Origin of the sequence: Parapedobacter luteus, assembly GCF_900168055.1 — a bacterium.
GTDB classification, from domain to species: Bacteria; Bacteroidota; Bacteroidia; order Sphingobacteriales; family Sphingobacteriaceae; genus Parapedobacter; species Parapedobacter luteus.
Genome location: NZ_FUYS01000004.1, coordinates 83,660 through 106,604 on the forward strand (window position 1 = coordinate 83,660; position 22,945 = coordinate 106,604).

23 protein-coding genes are annotated in these 22,945 nt (G+C 45.1%); 6 read left to right on the forward strand and 17 right to left on the reverse strand.

The window, feature by feature from the left end; translation table 11 throughout:
- Positions 1–32: 32 nt before the first annotated feature.
- Genes B5X72_RS09340 through B5X72_RS09355 form a run of 4 tightly spaced genes read right to left on the reverse strand, consistent with a single transcriptional unit; the run spans position 33 to position 5,035 of the window.
- Positions 33–1,052 carry a UbiA family prenyltransferase gene (locus B5X72_RS09340; protein ID WP_079716618.1) on the reverse strand — a complete coding sequence of 340 codons (1,020 nt, stop codon included), beginning with the start codon at positions 1,050–1,052 and terminating at the stop codon, positions 33–35.
- Positions 1,049–2,047 carry a glycosyltransferase family 2 protein gene (locus B5X72_RS09345; RefSeq protein WP_079716619.1) on the reverse strand — a complete coding sequence of 333 codons (999 nt, stop codon included), beginning with the start codon at positions 2,045–2,047 and terminating at the stop codon, positions 1,049–1,051. The genes B5X72_RS09340 and B5X72_RS09345 overlap by 4 nt, the downstream gene beginning before the upstream one ends.
- Positions 2,038–3,252, reverse strand: a complete 1,215-nt coding sequence (locus B5X72_RS09350) for a glycosyltransferase family 4 protein (RefSeq protein ID WP_079716620.1) — start codon at positions 3,250–3,252, stop codon at positions 2,038–2,040. The genes B5X72_RS09345 and B5X72_RS09350 overlap by 10 nt, the downstream gene beginning before the upstream one ends.
- Positions 3,233–5,035 (reverse strand): ABC transporter ATP-binding protein, encoded by a 1,803-nt coding sequence (locus tag B5X72_RS09355; protein ID WP_176146151.1) that lies wholly within the window; start codon positions 5,033–5,035, stop codon positions 3,233–3,235. Before B5X72_RS09355 ends, B5X72_RS09350 begins: the two co-directional genes overlap by 20 nt.
- A 182-nt stretch (positions 5,036–5,217) precedes the next feature.
- Here B5X72_RS09355 and B5X72_RS09360 point away from each other — a divergent pair, with 182 nt between their 5' ends.
- Entirely contained in the window at positions 5,218–6,084 is an 867-nt protein-coding gene (locus B5X72_RS09360; RefSeq protein ID WP_079716622.1) for a beta-1,6-N-acetylglucosaminyltransferase, read from the forward strand.
- 14 nt (positions 6,085–6,098) lie between these two features.
- On the opposite strand, the gene B5X72_RS09365 is transcribed toward B5X72_RS09360, so the two are convergent.
- Together B5X72_RS09365 and B5X72_RS09370 are read right to left on the reverse strand one after the other, a co-directional pair.
- Positions 6,099–7,187: a sugar transferase gene (locus B5X72_RS09365; protein ID WP_079716623.1), complete on the reverse strand. Its 1,089-nt coding sequence runs from the start codon at positions 7,185–7,187 to the stop codon at positions 6,099–6,101.
- Complete coding sequence (locus tag B5X72_RS09370) at positions 7,171–7,560, reverse strand: response regulator (RefSeq protein WP_079716624.1); 390 nt, start codon at positions 7,558–7,560, stop codon at positions 7,171–7,173. Before B5X72_RS09370 ends, B5X72_RS09365 begins: the two co-directional genes overlap by 17 nt.
- A 275-nt stretch (positions 7,561–7,835) precedes the next feature.
- Here B5X72_RS09370 and B5X72_RS09375 point away from each other — a divergent pair, with 275 nt between their 5' ends.
- The gene (locus B5X72_RS09375; protein ID WP_079716625.1) at positions 7,836–8,594 is read left to right on the forward strand and encodes a 4'-phosphopantetheinyl transferase family protein; all 759 of its coding nucleotides are present in this window, start codon (positions 7,836–7,838) and stop codon (positions 8,592–8,594) included.
- A gap of 122 nt (positions 8,595–8,716) precedes the next feature.
- On the opposite strand, the gene rpmA is transcribed toward B5X72_RS09375, so the two are convergent.
- A complete protein-coding gene (gene rpmA, locus B5X72_RS09380) occupies positions 8,717–9,130 on the reverse strand; it encodes a 50S ribosomal protein L27 (protein WP_079716626.1) in 414 nt (137 codons plus the stop codon).
- A gap of 60 nt (positions 9,131–9,190) precedes the next feature.
- Positions 9,191–9,502: a 50S ribosomal protein L21 gene (gene rplU, locus B5X72_RS09385; protein ID WP_079716627.1), complete on the reverse strand. Its 312-nt coding sequence runs from the start codon at positions 9,500–9,502 to the stop codon at positions 9,191–9,193.
- A gap of 189 nt (positions 9,503–9,691) precedes the next feature.
- Here rplU and rpsF point away from each other — a divergent pair, with 189 nt between their 5' ends.
- Genes rpsF through rplI form a run of 3 tightly spaced genes read left to right on the forward strand, consistent with a single transcriptional unit; the run spans position 9,692 to position 10,783 of the window.
- Complete coding sequence (rpsF, locus tag B5X72_RS09390; RefSeq protein ID WP_079716628.1) at positions 9,692–10,063, forward strand: 30S ribosomal protein S6; 372 nt, start codon at positions 9,692–9,694, stop codon at positions 10,061–10,063.
- Positions 10,063–10,326: a 30S ribosomal protein S18 gene (gene rpsR / locus B5X72_RS09395; protein ID WP_079716629.1), complete on the forward strand. Its 264-nt coding sequence runs from the start codon at positions 10,063–10,065 to the stop codon at positions 10,324–10,326. Before rpsF ends, rpsR begins: the two co-directional genes overlap by 1 nt.
- Positions 10,327–10,339: 13 nt before the next feature.
- Positions 10,340–10,783, forward strand: a complete 444-nt coding sequence (gene rplI / locus B5X72_RS09400; protein ID WP_079716630.1) for a 50S ribosomal protein L9 — start codon at positions 10,340–10,342, stop codon at positions 10,781–10,783.
- 170 nt (positions 10,784–10,953) lie between these two features.
- On the opposite strand, the gene B5X72_RS09405 is transcribed toward rplI, so the two are convergent.
- The 4 genes from B5X72_RS09405 to B5X72_RS09420 all read right to left on the reverse strand — a co-directional run bounded on the left by B5X72_RS09405 (position 10,954) and on the right by B5X72_RS09420 (position 16,836).
- Positions 10,954–11,598: a hypothetical protein gene (locus B5X72_RS09405; RefSeq protein WP_079716631.1), complete on the reverse strand. Its 645-nt coding sequence runs from the start codon at positions 11,596–11,598 to the stop codon at positions 10,954–10,956.
- 80 nt (positions 11,599–11,678) lie between these two features.
- On the reverse strand, positions 11,679–12,062 hold the full coding sequence (locus B5X72_RS09410; protein ID WP_079716632.1) for a hypothetical protein: 384 nt from the start codon (positions 12,060–12,062) through the stop codon (positions 11,679–11,681).
- 146 nt (positions 12,063–12,208) lie between these two features.
- Positions 12,209–13,660 carry a RagB/SusD family nutrient uptake outer membrane protein gene (locus B5X72_RS09415; RefSeq protein WP_079716633.1) on the reverse strand — a complete coding sequence of 484 codons (1,452 nt, stop codon included), beginning with the start codon at positions 13,658–13,660 and terminating at the stop codon, positions 12,209–12,211.
- Positions 13,661–13,680: 20 nt separating this feature from the next.
- Complete coding sequence (locus tag B5X72_RS09420; protein WP_079716634.1) at positions 13,681–16,836, reverse strand: SusC/RagA family TonB-linked outer membrane protein; 3,156 nt, start codon at positions 16,834–16,836, stop codon at positions 13,681–13,683.
- Between the two features lie 494 nt (positions 16,837–17,330).
- Here B5X72_RS09420 and B5X72_RS09425 point away from each other — a divergent pair, with 494 nt between their 5' ends.
- Positions 17,331–17,606, forward strand: a complete 276-nt coding sequence (locus B5X72_RS09425) for a LapA family protein (RefSeq protein ID WP_079716635.1) — start codon at positions 17,331–17,333, stop codon at positions 17,604–17,606.
- On the opposite strand, the gene B5X72_RS09430 is transcribed toward B5X72_RS09425, so the two are convergent.
- From B5X72_RS09430 to lepA, 5 genes are all read right to left on the reverse strand, one after another.
- Positions 17,599–18,873, reverse strand: a complete 1,275-nt coding sequence (locus B5X72_RS09430; protein WP_079716636.1) for a sensor histidine kinase — start codon at positions 18,871–18,873, stop codon at positions 17,599–17,601. The genes B5X72_RS09425 and B5X72_RS09430 overlap by 8 nt on opposite strands.
- The gene (locus tag B5X72_RS09435; protein WP_079716637.1) at positions 18,874–19,548 is read right to left on the reverse strand and encodes a response regulator transcription factor; all 675 of its coding nucleotides are present in this window, start codon (positions 19,546–19,548) and stop codon (positions 18,874–18,876) included.
- A 100-nt stretch (positions 19,549–19,648) separates the two neighbouring features.
- Positions 19,649–20,077 (reverse strand): hypothetical protein, encoded by a 429-nt coding sequence (locus tag B5X72_RS09440; RefSeq protein WP_079716638.1) that lies wholly within the window; start codon positions 20,075–20,077, stop codon positions 19,649–19,651.
- A 56-nt stretch (positions 20,078–20,133) separates the two neighbouring features.
- Positions 20,134–21,015, reverse strand: a complete 882-nt coding sequence (locus tag B5X72_RS09445; RefSeq protein WP_079716639.1) for a bifunctional 5,10-methylenetetrahydrofolate dehydrogenase/5,10-methenyltetrahydrofolate cyclohydrolase — start codon at positions 21,013–21,015, stop codon at positions 20,134–20,136.
- 87 nt (positions 21,016–21,102) lie between these two features.
- The gene (gene lepA / locus B5X72_RS09450) at positions 21,103–22,893 is read right to left on the reverse strand and encodes a translation elongation factor 4 (RefSeq protein WP_079716640.1); all 1,791 of its coding nucleotides are present in this window, start codon (positions 22,891–22,893) and stop codon (positions 21,103–21,105) included.
- Positions 22,894–22,945 lie beyond the last annotated feature (52 nt).

The window sequence follows — 22,945 nt, forward strand, 5'->3', positions numbered from 1 at the left end:
ATTAAGAAAATATAAGTATATGTACAAAAAAACTAAGCACTAGCAGACCGCCTTTTGAGTATGCCCAGCGATAAGAACCATCGAGCAAAATTTTTACCGATGTCGACCAATGTAGTTGGAAAAACAAAGACGTGAATAACCAAAATCCACCACACCTGTGCATGTTGGGACGCCGCAACCAACAGCAAGGATACTGGCCAGAACGATTGGTAAAAAAGCTGAAAAACCAACTGATATGCACCGGTTTGTGGCGTAAGCACTATGGTGGGTCGTATGCCACGGAGAAAATACCCAAGGAGCAGCGAGGCTCCGTATACCATCAAAGCCATGTAAACAACAAATTCCCCAATACTAATGAGCATGGCAGCAAATGCCGTCAATTCTAGCGCCAGTATCATCCGCTCTATGGGACGGAAAACCGTTGGTGGCACATGGACGGCAAACGTGTGCAGGTTTGATGCGATGTCATTTTCGCGATCCTGATACTGATGCCACAAAATACCCCTGAGCCCGTGGAAGAACGCCCACGCGCCCACACAGACGGACCACCCAATATCCGGTGTAGCCCCGGCATAATGACAGATCGCATAAACCATATAAAGCGAAGGAAACAAATGAGCTCCGGCAGCGTCTGCTAAGGCACCGGCCAGTCCCCTGTTTTTTAAGCGGATTGGCGGTAGTGAATACAAACTAAACACGATCCACGACATGGAATAAAACAGCAACGATAGCGGATCAATACCTAGCCTAAGGGCTGAGAAAAAGCCGACAACCAGACACAACAACAGTAGCAGCCAACGCAAAACTGGCGGTACATGTTGCATTTTATTCCGTTTGCCATTAGCCAAATCCACTTCAATGTCTGTGATATCATTGATAAGGCTTACGTATATAGCCCCAACGATAATCGAAAATAATAGAAGCCCGATGTAGCCCACGGCATCATGCAGCGGAACCGGTGTCTGTAAAACGGTTGCATACGCTACCGCGAGCAATGTAGGCAGCTTGTTCGACCACCAGTCTGCCACCCGGATGTAAGTCAGTAACTTCATGATTGGATTTTCACGAATGATTCGCCGCCGGCTGCCATCCGCGATCTTCTATTTCGGATGGCGGTGAGCAATAGCTTGGGTATTTGATCAAGCGTAAACCAGCTACTTATACCGATGGATTTGTAAAATAATTGCCAAGATGACCGAACATTTCGATCGCGGATGAGGCGATGTTTTGATAGCTCCATGAGCGTTGCCACGTAGCGCCTCCGCATGAGCATTAGCTCATCGTCAGCCAGGTATTGCTGATATCTGTCAATAATACGGGCTTCATCGTCCACCAAAATTTCGAGCACTTCGCTCCTTTTCCGACCGTCATAGATGTTCGCGTGGTGCACATGTTTTTGCCACAACTTTTCCAACGTGAATGCCGCCTTGCACGGTTTGGTAAATATCATATCGAGGTATAGGCTCCAGTCTTCACCTATCCGGATTCGTCTGTCCCATCCTGCTACAATAGAAGACTTTCTAATGACCGCCGACGAGGTCGGTGATGGGCAGGATACCAAAAAGAGCGATCGGAGATCTGTATTGCTTAGGTACCGCCAGTTCCCCTCGCTATTTTTTAATATAAACGGCTTTACGTATGGATCTCCTGCAAGAAAATCGAACCAGGTACCATCCCTGCCCACCTGAAGCCAATTGGCAAAGACAAAGTCAAGTTGATCACCGACGAGCCGATCCATGCATTGTTCCAAAAAGTCAGGGCACCATACGTCATCGGAATCAAGCGATGCTATAAATTCGCCCTTCGCTCTCGCCAACCCAAGATTCCGCGCAACCGATTGCCCGGCATGTTCAATATAGATATACTCAGCTGCATCAAACCGACCTACCAATTGGGCCGTATTGTCAGTAGAGCCATCATCCACTACAATTACCTGGATATTGGGGTATGTCTGGGCGAAGATACTCTCAAGAGCCTTATGCAGAATATAAGCCCGATTATAAGTAGCTACGATAACACTGACAAGAGGTTTAGTTGTTAGTTGCATAATTGATTAGTTAACATATTGACAAATACTTTTTCCGGTGATTCAGGAACTATTTCGGCAATTTCTGCTGCAGCCACCCTTCCCATCTCTTCCCACTCGTGCCGTCGATTCCAGGCGCGTTCCATTGCTTCTTCGAAGGATTCTTCATGAGCATAGCCAATAAAGCCCGTCTTTCCGTCTTCCAAAAACTCCGCATTTCCCCCTACATGGGTAGTAATGACGGGCCTTCCGGCAAACATCGCCTCAACAATAGTAAGCGGCAACCCTTCACACCTTGACGGAAGCACAAGCGCATGGTGACGTCGCCATACTTGCACCATATCATCACAATACCCCTCGAAACTGACCTGTACTACGTCAAAGAACGCCGCCAAATCGCGTAATGCTTTTTCATCCTTGCCAGCTCCGATAAAGGTCACGGAGACAGATCTGCTTTTCCATTTAGGTTTGCTGAGTATCCGCAGCAGCATGTCCTGCCCCTTGTCTCCGATGAACAACCTCCCCACGCAACATAGGCGAACTTCATCACCTAAGGTTGGATAGTCTACATAATGTGTTGATTCTACGGGATTAAACACCACCTGAGCGTTGTCCAAACGTATAGCGAATTGCTCCTCTGTCAAGCGTTTGTTATGCTGGGAAACAAAGTAATTAGCGCGGGCGTGCCGATACAATGTCCGGAATAACTCGCGTTGTAACGGCGATGGCCAGTAAAAATCAACCGCTTTATGTGAAACAATAGCATATGGAATCTTTAACAGCTTACAAGCATAAGCGTACGCCATCCCGTCAAAATTAATACCTTGAGAAATCAAGATCAACCGGGGGCTAACGCCATGGGAAAGTGTCCGGAAAAAGGCATAGTATGGATCTGAAGCCAACAGCGGAAGCAATGCAGGGTTAAACAAACCGTTCAGCTTAATCGAGACTTTCCTCCATAACTGCTCGAATCTGGATCGTCTCGGGCATAACTCAATAAACTCGACGCCCTCCCTTTTATGGGCTGCGATACGCGGATGTGCTTCATGCACAACCGCTTTATAGACCACCACTTCATAGCCCTGCGCTTGAAGATGGGTTACACTTTTTGACCACAGTTCTTCACAACCGCCCCATTCATCGGCTATCGCTGTTACGATACCAATGGCATTGGCTCGCCGTGTGTCCAAACGCCCGCGCAAGGTATTAGCAATCGCTGCTTTCATAAATCAAATCGGTATTGAACAAAGCGGTGAAATAACCATTTTTTGCAATTAATTCTTCAGGGATTCCCTCTTCTACCACTTCCCCTTCCCGCAACACATAGGCGTAATCTGCCTGCTTGACCGTCGAATACCGATGGCTGACGACAATGGCACCGCGTGTCCCCAAGAAACTCCGTAGCGAGGCAAACAATCCATTTTCTGACTGTGTATCCAGCGCGCTTGTCGCCTCATCCAACACAAGAAACCTCCCGGGATGATACAAAGCGCGCGCCGTGGCCAATTTTTGCCACTGCCCGATACTTAATTCGCTTCCACCCTCGAATACCCGACCAAGTACCGTTTGATAATCTTTTGGCAGCGCACTGATGAAGCCATGTGCACCTGCTTGGCTTGCTGCTTGTTTGATAGCGGCCGACTCGTGATTGGCCAAATCGATGTTGCCGAAAGCAATATTCTCCGACACGGACACATGATACCTGCAAAAGTCCTGAAACACCACACCGATCTGCTTCCGGTAGGCATTGCTTGAAAACTTCCTGATATCGGTTCCTTGCAGGGTTATCCGTCCGGAAACCGGATCATACAACCTATTTAGCAATTTAATGATGGTACTCTTCCCGGCGCCGTTCGCTCCAACTATCGCAACGATTTTCCCTTGGGGAAACATGAGGTTGATGTTCCGCAATACGAGTCTGCTATCAAAAGGATAATGAAAGCTTACCTGTTCAAATTTCAACACCAGCGGTTCATCGTCTTGAGGGACGGCCCGTGCCGCTTTCGGATCATCAAATGTGCTTTTCAGATCCAACAGGTCAAATATCGAATCCATGAATATACTATTCTGGTAGACGGTAGATATACCGTTGGTTGTTGCTTGCAATGCAGAAAACAGCTGCGGAAACATAACTAAAAATATAGAAATATCTCCGACCGTAACAGCCCCGTGAATGGCCTTGTTAACCATATATGCCATGCAAGCAAAAAAACCAATACTGGCCAGCGCGGTAGTAGCGATCTCTCTCGTGGTTTGCTGTTTGGTTAACTTGTACCGTTCGGTTAATAACCGCATTCGGATATTAAAATAACATTGTTTCAAGTACGCGCCTAATCCGTAACTCCTGATTTCTTTGGCAGACGATTCAGCGGTGATCAGCTGGCTATAATAATTAGACGCTCGTTCTATCGCCGTGTTTCTAATCCGAAGTGCTTTCAGCTTGTCGGAATAAACGATGCGAACCATCATTGTAGGAAGCACAAAACAGGCCATGATGGGGAGTAAAAGCCAATCAATCGCAATAAATAGATAAGCGATCGCTCCCAAGCTTAGCAGATTTTTTGCGGTATCAACCAACGCCATCAACACCGCATGAGGACGTCCATCTCCCGCTTCTTTCGCACGCTGCAGCTTATCAAAATAACCCGGTGATTCATAAAAGGACAAATCCAATTCCACGGCTTTTGCGTGTATGCTGTCATTGAGGTGTTCGGCTACTTTGGCAGATTGAATTTCGGATGAGTAAAATGATATAGCCCGGGCAATATTATAGAAAAGAGTCAGCGCTCCGGCTATCAGGATTTGGCGTATTACGGCTTCTACATGAGTACCGAGATGCCCGCCGGATTCGGCAATAATATCAATCAGTCCTTTCAGTGCATATAATGAGCTGAACAAGAAAGCGGTCTCAACCACTATCATCGCCACGACAAATAACATCCCCCTTCCCTCAAGCGACCAGATAAGCCTAAGTGTACGGGCGATCTGCAGGTTTGATTTTAAATCCAACAATTGTTTAGTAAAGCTTGACACCATCTGAAATGTAACTTCGATAATCTGAGGTTGATTTATTTGTTAACGCCGTCTTTTTATTTCAAGCAAATCTCGTTAAAATTGCACGATGATTGGATTTATTGATAACTTGATTTTTTGGTTTGTAGTAAATAGGCTACAATAAACGGATATAAACGATGCCCACCGTCGCCCACCTTATACTTGCCTACCGTAATCCGAAACAATTAGCTAGGTTGGTCTCCCGGTTGCTGCATCCCAAGGCTGAAGTATTCATCCATATCGACCGCAAGGCCGATATACGCGTTTTCAAAGCGGCCTTACCCAACCGGCAGGACATTCACTTTATAAAAAAGCGGGCCTCCATCAATTGGGGCGGCTACAGCATGGTACAGGCTACGTTGAATGCTTTTCAGGAAATTCTGCACTGCAAATCGTATGATTTTGTCAACCTGATGAGTGAGTCTGACTACCCGCTGACTACGCCAGATCAATTGATTGAATTTCTTGACCAACATCGAAATAAAACATTTGCGGAATTTGTACAGGAAGGTGACCCTTGGTGGGCGGAAGCCAAGGAAAAACTGAGCAAATACCACCTTGTCGATGTCCGTTGTAAAGGGAAACATCAGTTCGAACGCTTGTTAAACGGTATACTGCCGCAGCGGAAAGTCCCTTTGGGGATGACAATCGTAGGCCGCTCACAATGGCTTATCTTGTGCCGGGAACATGTCCAATATATCCAACGCTTTCTTGAAGACAATCCGGTTGTCAGGCGCTTTTTTCGTTACACTTGGGGAGCAGACGAGATTATTTTCCAAACTATCCTTTTCAACTCCCCTTATAAGGATCGACTGGTGAACAACAATTTAAGATACATCGACTGGAGTGAAGGGAAATCTAGTCCGAAAATTCTAAAAACAGAAGACTTGCCATCATTGAAAGCCTCGCAAAAATTCTATGCTCGGAAATTTGACACCGATGTTGACCATGTCATAATGGATCGTATCGACCAATGGATTTTCCGTGTTCCGCAAGAAGAATGAAGCAAACCCGTAGTCTAAACTTTTTCTTTCTGCAACAAAGCAGGAACAGTTTTCAGTAAAATCTTCAAATCCATCCAGAAAGAGAAGTGCGTAGCGTAGTCATTATCCAAGCGCCGACGCTCTTCATCTGACATCTCACTTTTCCCGCGTTTCGTCACCTGCCATAGCCCGGTGATTCCAGCAGGCCCTAAAAACCGCATCGCCCATTCGTCAGACGTTAATTCTTGCGCTTCATAGAGCGGTAACGGCCGGTTTCCCACTAATGACATATCGCCCCTAAACACATTAAAAAGTTGCGGCAGCTCGTCTAAACTGGTGTTGCGTAAAAACGATCCCAATCGCGTTACACGCGGGTCATCTTTAATCTTGACAAATGCCGATGTCCCTCCATTTGCGGCATATTGGTTCAAGGCGGCAAGCTTTTCAAGTTCTTTATCCGCATTTACCTTCATGGATCGGAACTTGTAAAAACTAAAAACCTTGTACCCTGTTCCGGCACGTTTACTCTTATAGATAATTGGTCCTTTCGAATCCAGTTTAATCAGTAAAGCAATGACGGCCATCAATGGAGCTAACAACAACAATAATGTACCTGAAAATAAGATATCAAACGCCCGTTTGGACAATGGAATTTGATACGGTTGTGCCTGTCCCTCCCGTGTGCGGACCGAAGCGTGCTTATCCCCGATCAACTTGAACTTGACAAGAAATTTCAGCCGTTCTTCGATATTCGACACGTTGAATGGATAGCAATAAATATCGCTCACATACGGCGCAAACATCTCGGTCAACAACGCCCTGTTATTTTTGAATCCAAGAAGGATAATACTGACAGAACGCGAAAGGGGGTTAGCCTTTATTCCTTTGATAAACGAATGAATGCTTGACAACTCGTCTTCCACTTCCAGGATAAGGATATCGGGAATGCTGAGAATGGACTGGTTTTCGACGTGCCTTTTGACATCAGCCAATTTGCTGAACCGGATAACATCAATATCATCATGGAGCGCCTCATCCAATTCATCGACGAATTTGGTTCCCAGATAAGCTACGGAAATCGTTAGAAATTTATTTTCTTGTTTTATCTTAGTTAACAAATCCATAGGACGATGTGTTAAATATACCTCCGATAACTTCTTTTAAAACAAGCGGATCAAATGGTTTACGAAGACATTTATTGACCGAGTAGGGCAAGCGATCCAGTTCTTCCAAGATATTCTCCGAGGCAGACAGTACGATGACCGGAATATCGCTATATAAGCCACTTATCTTGATACATTTCAAAAATGACTTTCCATCCATAAAAGGCATCATCCAATCCATGATAATCAAGTCGGGCAATTGATGTTGTTCAAGCCAAAGAAACGCTTCGAAGCCGTTTGCGGCGACCTTCACATCAAAATCCTTGGAAAGGATAAAACACAGCAACCGCTGTATGGTTGGTTCGTCTTCTATTAACAGTATTTTTTTCTTCATACCTCGCTGGATGGATGAGTAACGTATTTTTCAGCAGCAAATCTCCGTCATTTTTCATAAAAAGAACCTAAAAAACCCTGCAAATCAATCCAATTGTAGCGATTCCACTACACGGGTTCGCGACAACTGGCTAAAACTAAAGTCCGCTATGCATCCATGGCATAAGAATCCGCCCCATCTTCCAATTCCCGCATTTAATCGCTATTTTTGATTGCTAATCCATGCCATACATCGTTTCGAATAAGGTTGGAGTCGCTGATTAGCATATTATATAAATGACAAATACAACAGTTATTTCCACTTGGTTGGACGAAACGAAATGGACCGATGGCTGGAACATTATCCAGCGCGGCACCCAAAGCGGGCAACCGGCTATTTGGGTGGTTGATCCTTCGGAGGCGAACGCGCGGTTAATGGGACAGTATGCCAACATCCTAAGCCGTGAAGAGATCCTAAGGAGCGAACGGTTCCATCAACCCGCTCATGCTACGCGTTTCAAAGTCGCCCATGCACTGCTTCGACTGCTGTTGGCGAATTCAACAGGTACTTCCGCCAACACCGTCCACTTTGAAAAGGGCCATCATAACAAGCCCTTGTTGTCCGCTCAGGCTAGCAGCGCCATGGAATTTAACTTGTCCTATACAGCGCACAAGGTCATGATTGGGACGGCCCCTCATTCCATCGGTATTGACATCGAGTGGTTACAACGCCCATTGGATATCGAAGATATGCTAACGGCATGTTTTTCTACGAACGAAATTGCCTATATCAAATCCCGTACGAACGATATGCTGCTACGTTTTTATACCTTATGGACCAGAAAGGAGGCCATTTTGAAATTAACCGGTGAAGGGATAGGCGAACATCTTCCGCATTTTGAAGTATTGGACGGTATTTGCGAGGCAAGGAAGGAAGTGATCGGTGGCCAGCCGCCGGACCGTATCTTCCTTTATTCATTTTGTATCGGCGATGACTTTATCGGATGCGTGGCCACCCCGATGCCGGTTAATCGTTTTTTTCTTTACAGGATATAGCCTGCTTCCGGCTCACGATAGCACGTCGTGCAGAAAAGTAACGCATTAGCTATGCCATGAACGAAAAAAGCCACGGCAATATATACTGCCGTGGCTTTTATGTATCATTAACCGCTCGCTCGTTAGGCCCCTTCTTCGGCGCTCGCTTCCGCGGTTTCAGCTTTTGCTTTCTTGGCTTTGGCAGGTTTATCAGCGACTTCTCCATCCGCCTTAGCTTCTACTTCAGCCGCTGCTGGCTTTTGCGCAGCCGACTTAGGCTGCTCAGCTGCCACCGTTTCCTTTTCAAACGGCACCACCGAAACGTACGATTTGTTATTTGCCTTTTTGCGGAACACCACTTTGCCATCGATCAAGGCAAACAACGTATGATCCTTACCAATGCCCACATTGACGTCAGGATGGTGTTTGGTACCACGCTGACGGACGATGATATTTCCAGCGATGGCCTGTTGACCACCAAATATTTTCACTCCTAAACGTTTGCTATGTGACTCACGGCCGTTCTTCGAACTACCCGCACCTTTTTTATGTGCCATGTCTTTACTTAGTTTGTATCGTTAAAGGCTAATGCCTAAGTTAAACAATCTTTCCTTTAATTATAAGGTAATGCCCGTAATCTCAATTTTGGTAAATTGCTGACGGTGCCCATTTTTCTTTTTGTACCCCTTACGGCGTTTCTTCTTGAAAACGATCACCTTATCACCTTTCAAATGTGACAAAATTTTAGCCGAAACTTTGGCACCTTCCACCGTAGGGGCTCCTATGGTAAACTTACCACCATTTTCTGCTAACAATACATTGTCAAATTCAATACTAGCGCCCTCATCCCCTTGCAAACGGTGTACAAAGAGCTGTTGGTCTTTTGCAACTTTGAATTGCTGTCCGGCTATATTTACTATTGCGTACATTGTTAATGGATTAATAAATTAAATTTGTCTCTAAAATTCGAAGCGCAAAGATAATGCTTTATTTCTATTATTCAAACAAAAAGCATAAAAATTATCCTGACAGAACTTTGATATCAAAAAGTTTATCCCTAAATTTGCAACCCGTTTCAAGACGGAGTATTTTAATTCATTCTATTTTAAACGAAAAGTATGCAACAGTACGAAACCGTTATCATTCTTACCCCGTTGCTTTCTGAAGAAGTTTCGAAGGAGGTTATTGCCAAATTCCGGAACATCCTTACTGAAGGCGGAGCCGAAATTGTCCATGAAGACAATTGGGGTTTGAAAAAACTTGCGTATCCGATTGAAAAAAAGACAACCGGATTTTATCACCTTACAGAATTCAAGGCTCCAGGTGAATTGATTGGTAAACTGGAAATTGAATACAAGCGTGACGAGCGAGTAATGCGTTTCCTGACCATCAAATTAGACAAACACGCCATTGCTTACAACGAAAAGAAACGCAGTGGTGCTTTCAACAAAAAGGCTGAAGCGCCTAAAACAGAGGAGGTAGCAAACTAATGGCAAACGAACAAATTCAATACGTGACCGCCCCCAAGGTGGAGGACAACCGTAAGAAATACTGCCGCTTCAAGAAAAATGGCATCAAATACATCGACTACAAAGACGCCAACTTCCTGTTGAAATTTGTCAATGACCAGGGCAAGGTGTTGCCCCGCCGGCTTACCGGTACTTCGTTGAAGTTTCAGCGTAAGGTAGCTCAAGCAGTAAAGCGCGCACGCCACATTGGTTTGTTGCCTTATGTCACAGATTCACTAAAATAGGGAGGGAAACGACATGGAAGTAATTTTAAAGCAAGATATCAAGAAGTTGGGTGAAAAGGATGACGTTGTCACCGTAAAGCCCGGATATGGACGCAATTACCTCATCCCCCAGGGATTCGCGGTATTAGCTACCCCGTCTGCCAAGAAGGTGCTCGCCGAAAACATCCGTCAAGCGCAATTCAAGCAGGAAAAAATCAAAAAGGACGCTACGCAATTGGCCAATAAGCTGGAAGGTGTGAAATTGACGATTGGCGCGAAGGCCGGTGAAACTGGAAAGATTTTTGGTTCGGTAAACAGCATCCAAATTGCCGAAGCATTGAAAAAGCAAGGTTTTGACGTAGACCGCCGTCGCATCACCTTTGAGCAAGACCCAAAAGTGTTAGGCGAATATGTAGCCAACCTTAACTTGCATAAGGAAGTAAAGGTTCAGGTGCCTTTTGAAGTGGTTGCTGAATAGCAGACCGAATAGTATCTAACAAAAAAAGCCGTCCCATTATCTGGGATGGCTTTTTTGTTAGCTTGGTAACATCAGAGAACGTAATCCAATACGTATCCACAGCAAAACAAAATCCAGCGACAATCCAAGCGACAAGCAGGCTAATCGCCCCTTTCCCACCAACCAACCTATTACTTTTCGGATTCTATCATATCAAAAAGCCGGATTAGATCTGCTTCTTTCTTAATATTCAATCGGTATTGCTTCTGGCGCTCTGCAATATTTTCACCTGGAAAAATTCTCTCCAAGTCATCGACCGTCTTAAATTTAACCAGTTGCTGATCCACAACAGTGTAGTAGGTTGATGATGTTAACACGTTTTTGATTTGGTTAGGCTGGCCGAATGTCGCGGCTTGATCAACTAGCGACTTCACCGTTTTCTTATACAATGGAGCTTCTCCGTCAACGAGTATTTCAAGATACCCCACTACCCCACTTAATTGGATAAAATTCAGTGTATCTCCCGTTGTCGGCTCAATAAGCGAAAAACCCGAGACCGGCTTATTAAAAGCTAGTGTGTTCCCTGCCTTATCTTTAAATACAAGTTGCTCCGCCAACATATCGTATAATAGATCGATATTTGTATAACTGCTACCGTCTGATAAGGTAACACGTCCTTTCGCCCAATCAGCAAACAGATAAGGGGATCCTTTGATACCTTGATATGACTGTCCCTTAATGGGCGTACCTCCAACAGGATCGGCCGATATCGTCCATTGACCGAAACTGGCATTTATAAAAACACCTAAGCAGAGAAAAAAGAAAAGAGCTTTCATAACATTCAAAAAAGGGAATCACTTCATAAAAAGTAATTCCCGATGTCAAAGAATATTTAATTTACCAATGTGGGGTTGGTTTACTCAATCCCGATATACACTGTAAATTCTTCGTTGTTAAAAGTGAAAACGCCATTACTTGTCGAAAATGTTCCGGTTATTGTATAGATCCCGTTCGGGTAGGGAACGAAATGAACAATTGCGTCAATATTATAAACCGGCTCAATGATCCCGCCGTCAATAGTAGCGTATGCTTGTGTAATAAAAAACGAGTTGGTTCCACCAGATGGTTCAAACACAAAATCAAAACGGGCATTATATGGTGAATTCGTATAAACAATGCCGGAATAACGGTAATCATGCTTAACTCCACTTTTAGGCAAATGCATTTTAGATTCAACAAATTTTGTTGGAAATACAATCATTCCCAAAATGATGGCAAAAAAGGAAATTCTTTTTTTCATAGTATCCTAGCTATTAAGTATCATCAAAATCTCAGGGACTAACATATGGCCACAACATTGATTGAATACAAAAAATGCATCAATCTATTATAGTTTATTATAACAGGATAAGGCCAAACTTTCATCCGGCCTTATCCTCTATTAAGTTAGTTTACCAACGCTGGATTCGTTAGAATCTCAGCAGTAGGTATCGGATAAACATACCTATCATCCGACGGTTCAATACTGGCACCAGCGCCAACAGAAACGATGGGTTCAAGCCTGCGTTGCAAATCAGGAATGCGGAAACCTTCTCCTAAAAGTTCTATCCGCCTTTCTGTTGCGATAGCCGTTAGAATGGCTTCCCTTGAAGTCAATCCCGCAAACTCATAATCAGGATCTGAACGATGCCTTACGGCTTCTAAGAGTGCTATTGCACGGCCTTGATCTCCAACCTCAGCTTCCGCTTCAGCTAAGTTCAATAACACTTCGGCATAACGGATGATAGGCACCCAGTCGTCATAAGGTGAATCCCCACTCCATTTTGTCAAGATATGCCAAGCATCACTGTATACTTCCGTAAGGCTTCTACGCGCATCAGACTCCGGCCAAGCTTCGCGGTCGGCATAAATACCAGGAGCCGATTGATTGAGGTAATATTCAATATTCCCTACATTGTAATAATACCCAAGCTGATTCTGCGTGCCCGGAGCGTTTGTGTCTGCCATAGGAAATGAAAAAATGTTCTCCAATGTATTATATTGCGTGTACAAGGCCATCACGTCCGCTGATAGCACATGCGCAACATTGTTCGGGGAACTGAATGGAGCCGACGCCGAAACAATTTTATTTGCTTCTGTAATGACGTCTCCATGTCTCCCCATTGCCAGATACACCCTTGTTTTTAATGCTATTGCGGTATTTTTGTGCGCACGCGTCGTATTATTAGAACCTTGCGTAGCAGGCAATCCAGCTTCTGCGTCGTTCAGGTCCTGCAGAATTTGGGCATACACATCGGCCACAGAGCTAGCAGCAAGTTCGTTGTTTGCAGAGTTTGTCTCCGGCTGCAAGCGCAAAGGCAATCCTCTAGATTGCCCATTATCCAACGTATATGGCTTTGCAAACAATTGAACCAAAGCGTAATAAGTTAATCCACGAATGAATTTAGCTTCAGCTCGATATTGTGCTTCCAATTCGTCACTGACTGCATCTGGATAGTTGTCGAAGTCGGCCAAAAATTTATTAATCCGGTTGATGGTTAGATATCCCTGGCTCCAGAAATTGGCAATATAAGTGTCACTTGGATCATTTGTAAATTGGTAAGAACTGTAACCAGTCACCACGTTTGATGTCCGATTCCTAAATTCCTCCCCGCGGATATCGTTATATATCAAATACCGGCCACCGAATAATGCGCCGTTTTTGGCCGACCCATATAGCCCGTTTACTTGGGACAAAATGCGTTCCGGAGTTTCGAACGCCCTGTCTTCCGGAATAGATGTCTCCGACGGATAACTTAAAAAATCATCCCCGCATGAAGATAACAGCGTAACTAAAGGCAGTGATAGTACCGCAACTTTTACGATAGTAGACTTAGTTTTTGAATATATTCGTTTCATGTGATATTCATCATTATAAATTAAAACCCTAAACTCACTCCGAACGTAAATGCGCGTCCCTGCGGAATCGAGTTCCGTTCAATACCGGAAGCAATGTTTGAATTTCCGTTAGAGGATATTTCCGGATCTACACCAGTATAACCTGTAATTAAAAAGAGATTATTAGCTTGTACATAGAGTCTTAGGGAATTAATACCGCTTGCGCCAAATACCGATTGAGGTAACCTATAACCTAGGGTAGCTGTTTGCAGACGTAAAAAATCCCCTTTTTCTACATTAGATTCTATTAGGAATGCCGAACCATTGGATACGTTATCACTATAGATTGCCCTCGGGATATCGGTGTTGGTATTCGTAGGAGTCCAAGCGTTTAACGCTTCTGTTGAATTATTCCAGACCCGCTGATCAAGCAAACCAGCCCGAGTACCATTATAAATATAATTTCCTCCTGAAAAAGTAAAATTGAGTGCCAAATCCCAATTCCTATATGAAAGGTTATTGTTAAAGCCTCCGTACCAAGTTGGTATCGTATTTCCTAGCGGGACAGCAGCACCTGTAACCGACGAAGTCGGCACTGGCGTACCATTCTCCACTAATGTATAAGAATTTGCACCGCCTAAATGTTGATACTGCACTTGCCGACCTTGATTATCGATAAAAATTCGACGACCATTCTCAGGATTGACGCCAGCTGTCCTAACACCGTAAATCTGTGCAGCAGAGTATCCAACCTGAGTATAACTTGACAGCTCTAATGAACTAGTATATCCTAAAATTGGATTCCCATCGCCAACCAATGCAGTAACTTCATTTTTCAACGTGGCAAAATTCAGATTAGTCGACCACGTAAAGTCGCCCTTTTGAATGGGAACGGCGTTGACCGCAAATTCAAATCCACGGTTGTACATAGCGCCAACGTTTAATAGAATACTGTTTCCTGGAATACCTTTTGAAGGGGCTTGAGGAACTTCCAAAATCATGTTGTCAATATCCTTATTAAACCAGTTCGCTTCCAAGCTCAGTCGGTTGTTAAAAAACCCTAAGTCAAGACCAACGTTGGTTTGTTGACTGGTCTCCCACTTCAATTCATTGTTCCCCGCCTGAGAGTAAGAAATACTGGGCACACTGCCATAAATACCGGTTCCAAACAAATTGTATGCTCCATAATAACTGTTTAAGTTACCGTTGCCGGTCCGGCCCCAACTTGCTCTGACTCTAAAATTCGAAACAGTATTTGCGATTGAGCCGGACTTAAAAAATTCCTCTTCAGAAATGGTCCATCCCAAGGAAGCTCCTCCGAAATTACCCCAACGGTTATTAGCTGACAATGCAGAGTTCCCGTCCCTGCGGAAGTTACCACTCACAAAATATTTGTTGGCATAGTTGTAGCTCACACTACCCAAATATGCCTCAAATGCCAAATCGTTAATGCTATTGCCACCTGCAGTATTCGTCAGGAAACTGCCTTGATACTGGTTAAAAAATGGATCACCCAAGTCTTGGCGTTGCCCTCCCCATCCCGCTGTACGCGTGCGTTGAACATCAGATCCGAGAACGATATTTAAATTATGAACTCCAGCAAAACTTTTCTGATATTGTAAAGTGTTAATCCAGTTCCAGTTATCTGAACGCACTTGTTGATTAAACGCGTGCCCGTTAGTAGCACGGCCGTCGCCGTTTATCGGGTTCCAAAAACGGTGGTTTTCTGTATTACGCAAATCCCAAGTATACGAAGTCTTAAACGTCAGTCCATCAGCCAAATTTAATTCTGCGGCCATGTTTGCAAACAATCGATTCGTCTCGGAATAGTTTTTATCCAAATCGATCAGCACCTGAGGATTAGACCATTGCATCGCCACAAGGTTGGCTCCTCTTCCGATCGAATTAGCTTCGGTGTTATAATCTCCGTTCTCGTTATAAACCGGAACGTTCGGTGCCTGCGCCATTGCAATGCGCCCTAAACCAGAGGATGCGAAAGCCCCGCCAGAATAAGATCCACTGTTTGGTGCATTATTCTGGTTATTGGTATAATTAATATTAGCCGACAATTTAAGCCAATTAGTCGCCTGGTGGTCGATATTGAAGCGAGCACTTCTTCGCTTAAAATTATTAGCTCTTAAAAAACCATCTTGATCCGTGATACCTGCTGAAAAATAGTATACAGTTTTTTCTGAACCTCCTGAAAACGTCAGGTTGTGGTTTTGAGAAACAGCAGTTCTATATACAACATCATTCTGCCAATCTACATCAACTAAATTACCATTTGCATCTTGCGTTGCAACAAATGCATTACGTGGAGCTCCGGTAAAATTAGGATTGACTTCAAACGCATTATCAATCGCAGCGTTCTTATATGCAATGTATTGCTCCGCATTCAGCACCTCAGGAAGCCTTACGGCATTTGTTACACCAACCCATCCGTCATAAGTAACACGAGGGCGGCCTTGGCTTCCTCTTTTCGTAGTGATAACGAGTACCCCCGCTGCAGCCCTAGATCCATATATTGAAGCTGATGCCGCATCTTTTAAGATGTCGATTGACTCGATATCAGCAGGATTGATATCAGATAAGGGGTTATTGGTCGCCGCGTTTGAGGAAACATCCCCGGTCGAGATAGGAATACCGTCGACCACAATCAGAGGAAAGGAACTTAGGGAAATAGAGCTCAACCCGCGCACACGGATAACCGGTGGGTTATTCAATAAGCCATTGGGTTGAATGATATTAACACCAGCAGCCTGTCCTGTGAGCCCTTGGCTAAAGCTTTGCACAGGGCGATCAGCTATTTTAGAGCCGCTGACCGTAGCGGCGGCCCCGGTGAACTCCGTTCTCCGCTGCGTTCCATACCCTGTAACTACCACTTCGCTTAGCGCCGTGGCATCCGTGGCCAATACCACAGTGATGTTGTTACTCGACCCTAACGTTACCGTCTGCGAAACATAACCAAGGTATCGAAATTCCAGCGAGGTCACAGACGCGGGAATATCGATAGTAAACGTACCCAAGTTGTCTGTTTGCGCGGCTATATTGGCACCAACGGCCAACACGGACACGCCAGCGATTGGGCTTCCATCGTCTTCGGCTGTTACCCTACCGCTGATTCTCCTGTCTTGGGCATACGCCGATCCGATCAACAGTATACCCAGCATAAAGAAACATAGTAATTTTTGTTTCATGTGTTTGTGAATTTGGTTAAAAAAATAAAGAATTAATTTTTAGAAGTCGGTATAAAGGCAAACCCAACCTATCGTTAATCGGATGGCGCCCATATACCTATCTTACTCACCAGGTTTAACAATAAGGGAATAAAATCTTAATTGAAAAAAAGCCTTGACAGCCCTAATTAATATCATGGTTGATACCATCCTTTCCAACATTGCACTTTACGTTTGAAACACCCTGCTAAACCACAAAATCTGGCATGAATCATTTGCCGATTGATTGAATCCGTTAATATCAATCAAGCCTACAAACTAAATCAACAAAACCGATACAATGCGTTCAATAAGGTGTTTTATGTGTGTCTTAATTCTATCGCTGCGTCAAAAATACAATGTTCAACCATTTAAACAAATTTTTCAGCAAAAAATGTTAAAAAAAGTTAATCTTTTATTAGCATTGCGCTCAAAGAAATTGCTACTTTCGTCATAAAATCCTTCAAAAAGCAAACATGCGTGCAAAAACCATCATTATCATCATCATAACCGTCTTGGTTACGGTGATTCTCATGAAAAACATGGACGAGGTCAACTTCTGGATATTCGGCACGCGAAGTGTCCCCAAGTTAGCCGTACTCGGTATCATGTTTTTTATCGGTGCTGTGGTAGGTTTTCTGCTTGGCCGGCCTCGGAAAAAGCAACAAACCGAAAAAACGGACCAGCAAATCAGCCCGACGTTTGAAGCTAAAAAACCGCTGGATCCCGCGGATGAGGACTACATCAATTAATGAACCGGAAAGACAGGTGATGCAAGCCGCCTTCATACTGGTAGGCCACCCGGGCGTGGTAGCGCTGGGCTATTGCATTGACCACGGCCAAACCGAGTCCTGTGGATGACGCGTGGTCCGTTGGTCGATAAAAACGGGTAAATAACTTGTCTGTTTCCAAGGGTTGCGCGCGGCCGGTATTGGCTATTTCAAAACCATTATCAGTCACCCTGACCCGGATACTTCCCCCATCGTGGTTATGCACGATTGCGTTTTTCAATAAGTTAGCTATCAAAACGTCTGCCAAGTCGACATTGAACAACACGTTCAATTGAGCTTCCTCTCGGATTTCCAAGTTGATGCGCTTGTATTGCAGCAGTTCGCCGAAGTCTTCGATTTGCTGTCGCAGACGCGCGTTGAAATCGACCCGCTCTTCCTTGGAAAACTGTTGGTTTTCTATTTTTGAAAGGAGCAGCAACGATTTATTGAGCCTGGTCATCCGCTCAAGGTGTTGGATAGCATTGGCCAGCAGCTGTACCTGGGCGTCTTCGCCCTGAACTTGCTCAAGCAATAATTCCAGTTTATTAAGCGCAATCGCCAAGGGAGTCTGCAACTCGTGCGAAACGTTTTCAATAAATTGTTTTTGATTCTGGAAAACAGCAATATTGGCCTTAAGCAATGCTGCCACCGTATCGTTCATATCCCGGAATTCCGTTACCCGCGTTTGCGGCGGGCTGAATACGTTATCTTCCCCAAGCTTGAATCCGCGGAGTTCGTTTTGCAGTTGATAAAATGGTCGCCATATTTTCCGCAACACCCAATTGTTGATGATAAATGCGCTGGCAATAACCGCAAGATACAGCCAAAGCAACGCATGCAACAGATCAGCCACCAAATCGTCCTCCTCCACCATCGAAGCAATAATTTTGAGCTCATAGTACCGGTCGTTCCTGGTCGAAAAATAGGTGGTAAGCATGCGCACAGTTTCGAACTCTTCTTCATACTCCATATACATGGCTGTATCCTTAAACACTTCGGTAGCCCGCAATGCCCACTCGCGCTTTATGGGCCGTATGGCGTAATTACTTTCTCCAAAGTTTCGCTTATTCAACAACGAAGTGTCCTGATGCGCTTTTTTGATAATCAAGATTTTATAATTCTCCAAGCCGTCATCAATGCTGTCATACACCTCATCCATCATGCTGAAATAAAAAACCACCGCCCATATGCTTAAAATGAAAATCAGCGAAGCCGACAAATATAACAGCGTGTGGTTGAGCAGTTTCATTTAGACGGTTAGCTTATAACCTACACCATAGATAGCCTGTATCTCCAGATTCGCACCATGTTCTTTCAATTTTTTACGTAGGTTCTTGATCTGCGAATAAATAAAATCGAAATTATCTGCATTGTCAATATGGTCGCCCCAGACGTGTTCGGCCAGGGCGGATTTATAGATAAGCCTGTTTTTATTGACGATGAAAAAAGCCAAGATGTCAAACTCTTTTCGATTAAGGTGGATATCGTTACCGTCGACACGGAGCACCCGGCCATCAAAGTCCAACTCCATATTGTTCAGCGCGATCACGTTGCGCCCGCCCAAGGCCTTTCGGCGCAGTACGGCCTTAATGCGGGCATTCAATTCGGCCAGGTGAAAAGGTTTGGTCAAGTAATCGTCAGCGCCGAGTTCAAGCCCTTCCAATTTGTCGTCCAACGAATCTTTGGCCGAAATGATAATGACATTGTCCCGCTTTTGTTTCGATTTGAGGACCTCAAGCAAACTAAGTCCGCTTCCATCCGGCAACCCCACATCCAAAAGGATGCAATCATAGTCATACAGGGATACCTTCTCCATAGCCGAATGAAAATCGGAAGCAGTTTCCACGATGTACTGTTCTTTACACAAAAACTGCATCATGTTATCCCGTAATCCTTGTTCGTCTTCTACGATAAGCAGTTTCATTTCAAGTGTTTTTTATACAAGCCCCAGCGCGGGAGCTTGGGCAACAAAAAACCCATAGGAATACGCCCATGGGTGATATGATTGGTATGTCAAGTGCTAATTAATTCTTCTTTTTCACCTCTTCCTTCACATCTTCGACGGCCTTATTGACTTCACTACCGACCTTCTTAGCCGCATTTTTTATGTCTTGAGCGGCCGCACTGGAAGCTTCCTTTACCTCTTCTTGGGCACTTTTGACACCTGCTTTTATACCTTCTTTAGCCTCATCGAAAGTCGATTTTGCGTCGTCTCCCAACGCTTCCGCCTTTGCGCCGATTTCATCGCCTGCTTTTTCTATACTGTCCATCGCCGAATCGATCTCTTCCCCTACCACATGATCGTGATGGTCATGATCATGGTCATGGCCTTCATGGCCGTGGTCATGTGCTGAATGGTCATGGTGATCCGATTCAGCGTTTGATTGGCTGTTATTGCAAGCCGAAAACGCAAGCGCACCTGCGAATAATGCTATGAATGCTATTTTGTTCATCAATGTTTAATTTATAATAAGCACGCACAATATGCGTACCAATCCTAAAATTAGTCTTATTTATAGATACTTTTTTTCGCTGCCTCCAACGTATTTTTCAGCAACCCCACGATGGTCATCAGCCCTACCCCACCCGGTACCGGCGTGATCCATGACGCCAGCGGGGCAACGCGCTCAAAGTCGACATCCCCATACAGTTTATATCCCGATTTGGTTTCGCTGCTGATTTCGCGATTGATGCCTACATCGATGACGATGGCGCCTTCTTTAACCATATCGGCCGTGATGAAGTGCTTTTTTCCTATGGCCGCTACCACAATGTCGGCTCGCCTCACCTCATCTTTGATATTTTTTGTCCGGCTATGGGTCAGTGTCACGGTGCAATTGCCGGGACTGGCATTGCGGGCAAGCAGAATGCTCATCGGACTTCCGACGATATTACTGCGCCCTACGACCACCGCATGCATCCCTGCTGTATCGAGACCATAGTACTCAAGCATCAACAAAATGCCATAGGGTGTAGCGGGTATAAAGCAAGGGAGGTTGCGTTGCATCCGGCCGAGATTGACCGGGTGAAAGCCATCTACATCCTTCCGGTAGTCAATTGCTTCCGTGATCCGTTCGGGATCAATGTGTTTTGGCAACGGTAATTGCACAATGATACCGTCTACCCCCTCGTCTGCATTGAGCTCCCTAATCTTGGCGATCAATGAGTCCTCGGAGATAGTTGCCGGATAGTGGATATTGGTCGATTCAAACCCCACAAGCTCGCAATTGCGCATTTTACTGGCTACATACGTTTCGCTTGCACCGTCATTCCCCACAAGAACCGCTACCAGATGGGGCTTCCTTCCTGTTGAAGCTAAAAACGCTGCTGCTTCTTGTTTAATGCCTTCTTTTATTTTTGCTGATACCAGCTTGCCGTCGAGTAATTTCATATTGATAGCTTTAGGCTTTAGGCTTTTAGGCTGTATGTGCAGACAGGGAAGCCCATCGCTTACAGCTTACAGCGTAAAGCAATCTGATTAATCCAATTTCAAAACCGCCATAAACGCAGACTGTGGGATTTCCACGTTACCCACCTGGCGCATACGTCTTTTTCCTTTCTTTTGCTTTTCCAGCAGTTTGCGCTTACGCGAAATGTCCCCGCCATAACACTTGGCGGTCACATCCTTCCGCAATGCACGGATGTTTTCACGTGCAATGATTTTAGCTCCGATGGAGGCTTGTATTGCAATTTCAAATTGTTGCCTTGGCAGCAACTCTTTTAGCTTTTCGCAGATCTTTTTGCCGAATTCGTACGCATTGTTCCGGTGAATGAGGGACGACAGGGCGTCGACCGGCTCACTATTCAGCCGGATATCTAACTTCACCAAGTCTGATTGCCGGTATCCAATTTGATGATAATCAAATGAAGCATAGCCTTTGGATATCGTTTTCAGCTTATCATAAAAGTCAAACACAATCTCACCCATCGGCATCTCGAAGACCAGTTCAACCCGATCTGCTGTGAGATAAGACTGGTTGATGATGACACCACGCTTCTGGATACAGAGCGACATCACCGGGCCGACAAACTCCGCTTTCGTAATGATATTGGCTTTGATATAAGGCTCTTCTACATAGTCCAGCTTGCTTGGATCGGGCAAATCTGAGGGGTTATGGACAATGATTTCCTCATGGTCCTTGGTGAGGTATGCTTTATAAGACACGTTGGGTACCGTCGTGATGACCGTCATATCAAACTCCCGTTCCAATCGCTCCTGAATAATTTCCATGTGCAGCATACCGAGGAATCCACAGCGGAAGCCGAAACCCAAGGCTGCCGAAGATTCCGGTTCGAACACCAGTGAAGCGTCGTTGAGCTGCAATCGGTGCATACTTTCACGGAGCTCTTCAAAATCTTCCGTATCGACCGGATAGATACCAGCAAATACCATGGGCTTTACTTCTTCAAATCCTTTGATAGCCTCCTTGCTCGGACGGGCAACGTGCGTGATGGTGTCGCCTACCTTCACTTCACGCGCCTCTTTGATGCCGGAAATAATATAGCCTACATCACCTGTCCGTATTACTTCCTTAGGCACTTGATTAAGCCGCAATGTCCCGATTTCATCCGCAATATACTCTTTGCCCGTGGCAATGAATTTCACCCTATCGCCCTTGCGTATCTCTCCATTCTCCACTTTGAAATATGCCATGATGCCTCGGAAGGAATTAAATACCGAATCAAAGATCAGTGCCTGTAACGGAGCCTGCGGGTCGCCCACCGGGTGGGGGATCCGTTCAATAATCGCATCAAGGATATCCCTGACCCCCAATCCGGTTTTGCCCGATGCAGGAATAATGTCTTCCCGCCTTCCACCGATAAGGTCGACAATCTGGTCTTTGACCTCCTCAGGCATCGCGCCGGGGAGGTCCATCTTGTTCAACACCGGAATGATTTCCAAATCGTGTTCCAACGCGAGGTACAAGTTGGAGATGGTTTGCGCCTGAATACCCTGCGAGGCATCGACGATAAGCAGCGCACCTTCACAGGCCGCAATGGAGCGCGATACTTCATACGAAAAATCAACGTGCCCCGGGGTATCAATAAGGTTCAGCACGTATTCTTGTCCGTCTTTCACGTAATTCATCTGGATGGCATGGCTCTTTATGGTGATGCCACGCTCCCGCTCCAAATCCATGTTATCCAACAACTGGGCCTGCGCTTCGCGCTGGCTGATGGTATTTGTATATTCCAACAGCCTGTCGGCCAGCGTACTCTTCCCGTGGTCTATGTGTGCAATGATGCAAAAATTGCGGATATGATTCATTCAAAATAACGTTATACGAAGCGATCGCATGGGACCTGCATTTCACCGCCTT

Bases quoted from the DNA above. Each gene is read 5' to 3' on its own strand.
- B5X72_RS09340 (WP_079716618.1), bottom strand. From the start codon at position 1,052: ATGAAGTTACTGACTTACATCCGGGTGGCAGACTGGTGGTCGAACAAG.
- B5X72_RS09345 (WP_079716619.1), bottom strand. From the start codon at position 2,047: ATGCAACTAACAACTAAACCTCTTGTCAGTGTTATCGTAGCTACTTAT.
- B5X72_RS09350 (WP_079716620.1), bottom strand. From the start codon at position 3,252: ATGAAAGCAGCGATTGCTAATACCTTGCGCGGGCGTTTGGACACACGG.
- B5X72_RS09360 (WP_079716622.1), top strand. From the start codon at position 5,218: ATGCCCACCGTCGCCCACCTTATACTTGCCTACCGTAATCCGAAACAA.
- B5X72_RS09365 (WP_079716623.1), bottom strand. From the start codon at position 7,187: ATGGATTTGTTAACTAAGATAAAACAAGAAAATAAATTTCTAACGATT.
- B5X72_RS09370 (WP_079716624.1), bottom strand. From the start codon at position 7,560: ATGAAGAAAAAAATACTGTTAATAGAAGACGAACCAACCATACAGCGG.
- B5X72_RS09375 (WP_079716625.1), top strand. From the start codon at position 7,836: ATGACAAATACAACAGTTATTTCCACTTGGTTGGACGAAACGAAATGG.
- rpmA (WP_079716626.1), bottom strand. From the start codon at position 9,130: ATGGCACATAAAAAAGGTGCGGGTAGTTCGAAGAACGGCCGTGAGTCA.
- rplU (WP_079716627.1), bottom strand. From the start codon at position 9,502: ATGTACGCAATAGTAAATATAGCCGGACAGCAATTCAAAGTTGCAAAA.
- rpsF (WP_079716628.1), top strand. From the start codon at position 9,692: ATGCAACAGTACGAAACCGTTATCATTCTTACCCCGTTGCTTTCTGAA.
- rpsR (WP_079716629.1), top strand. From the start codon at position 10,063: ATGGCAAACGAACAAATTCAATACGTGACCGCCCCCAAGGTGGAGGAC.
- rplI (WP_079716630.1), top strand. From the start codon at position 10,340: ATGGAAGTAATTTTAAAGCAAGATATCAAGAAGTTGGGTGAAAAGGAT.
- B5X72_RS09405 (WP_079716631.1), bottom strand. From the start codon at position 11,598: ATGAAAGCTCTTTTCTTTTTTCTCTGCTTAGGTGTTTTTATAAATGCC.
- B5X72_RS09410 (WP_079716632.1), bottom strand. From the start codon at position 12,062: ATGAAAAAAAGAATTTCCTTTTTTGCCATCATTTTGGGAATGATTGTA.
- B5X72_RS09415 (WP_079716633.1), bottom strand. From the start codon at position 13,660: ATGAAACGAATATATTCAAAAACTAAGTCTACTATCGTAAAAGTTGCG.
- B5X72_RS09420 (WP_079716634.1), bottom strand. From the start codon at position 16,836: ATGAAACAAAAATTACTATGTTTCTTTATGCTGGGTATACTGTTGATC.
- B5X72_RS09425 (WP_079716635.1), top strand. From the start codon at position 17,331: ATGCGTGCAAAAACCATCATTATCATCATCATAACCGTCTTGGTTACG.
- B5X72_RS09430 (WP_079716636.1), bottom strand. From the start codon at position 18,873: ATGAAACTGCTCAACCACACGCTGTTATATTTGTCGGCTTCGCTGATT.
- B5X72_RS09435 (WP_079716637.1), bottom strand. From the start codon at position 19,548: ATGAAACTGCTTATCGTAGAAGACGAACAAGGATTACGGGATAACATG.
- B5X72_RS09440 (WP_079716638.1), bottom strand. From the start codon at position 20,077: ATGAACAAAATAGCATTCATAGCATTATTCGCAGGTGCGCTTGCGTTT.
- B5X72_RS09445 (WP_079716639.1), bottom strand. From the start codon at position 21,015: ATGAAATTACTCGACGGCAAGCTGGTATCAGCAAAAATAAAAGAAGGC.
- lepA (WP_079716640.1), bottom strand. From the start codon at position 22,893: ATGAATCATATCCGCAATTTTTGCATCATTGCACACATAGACCACGGG.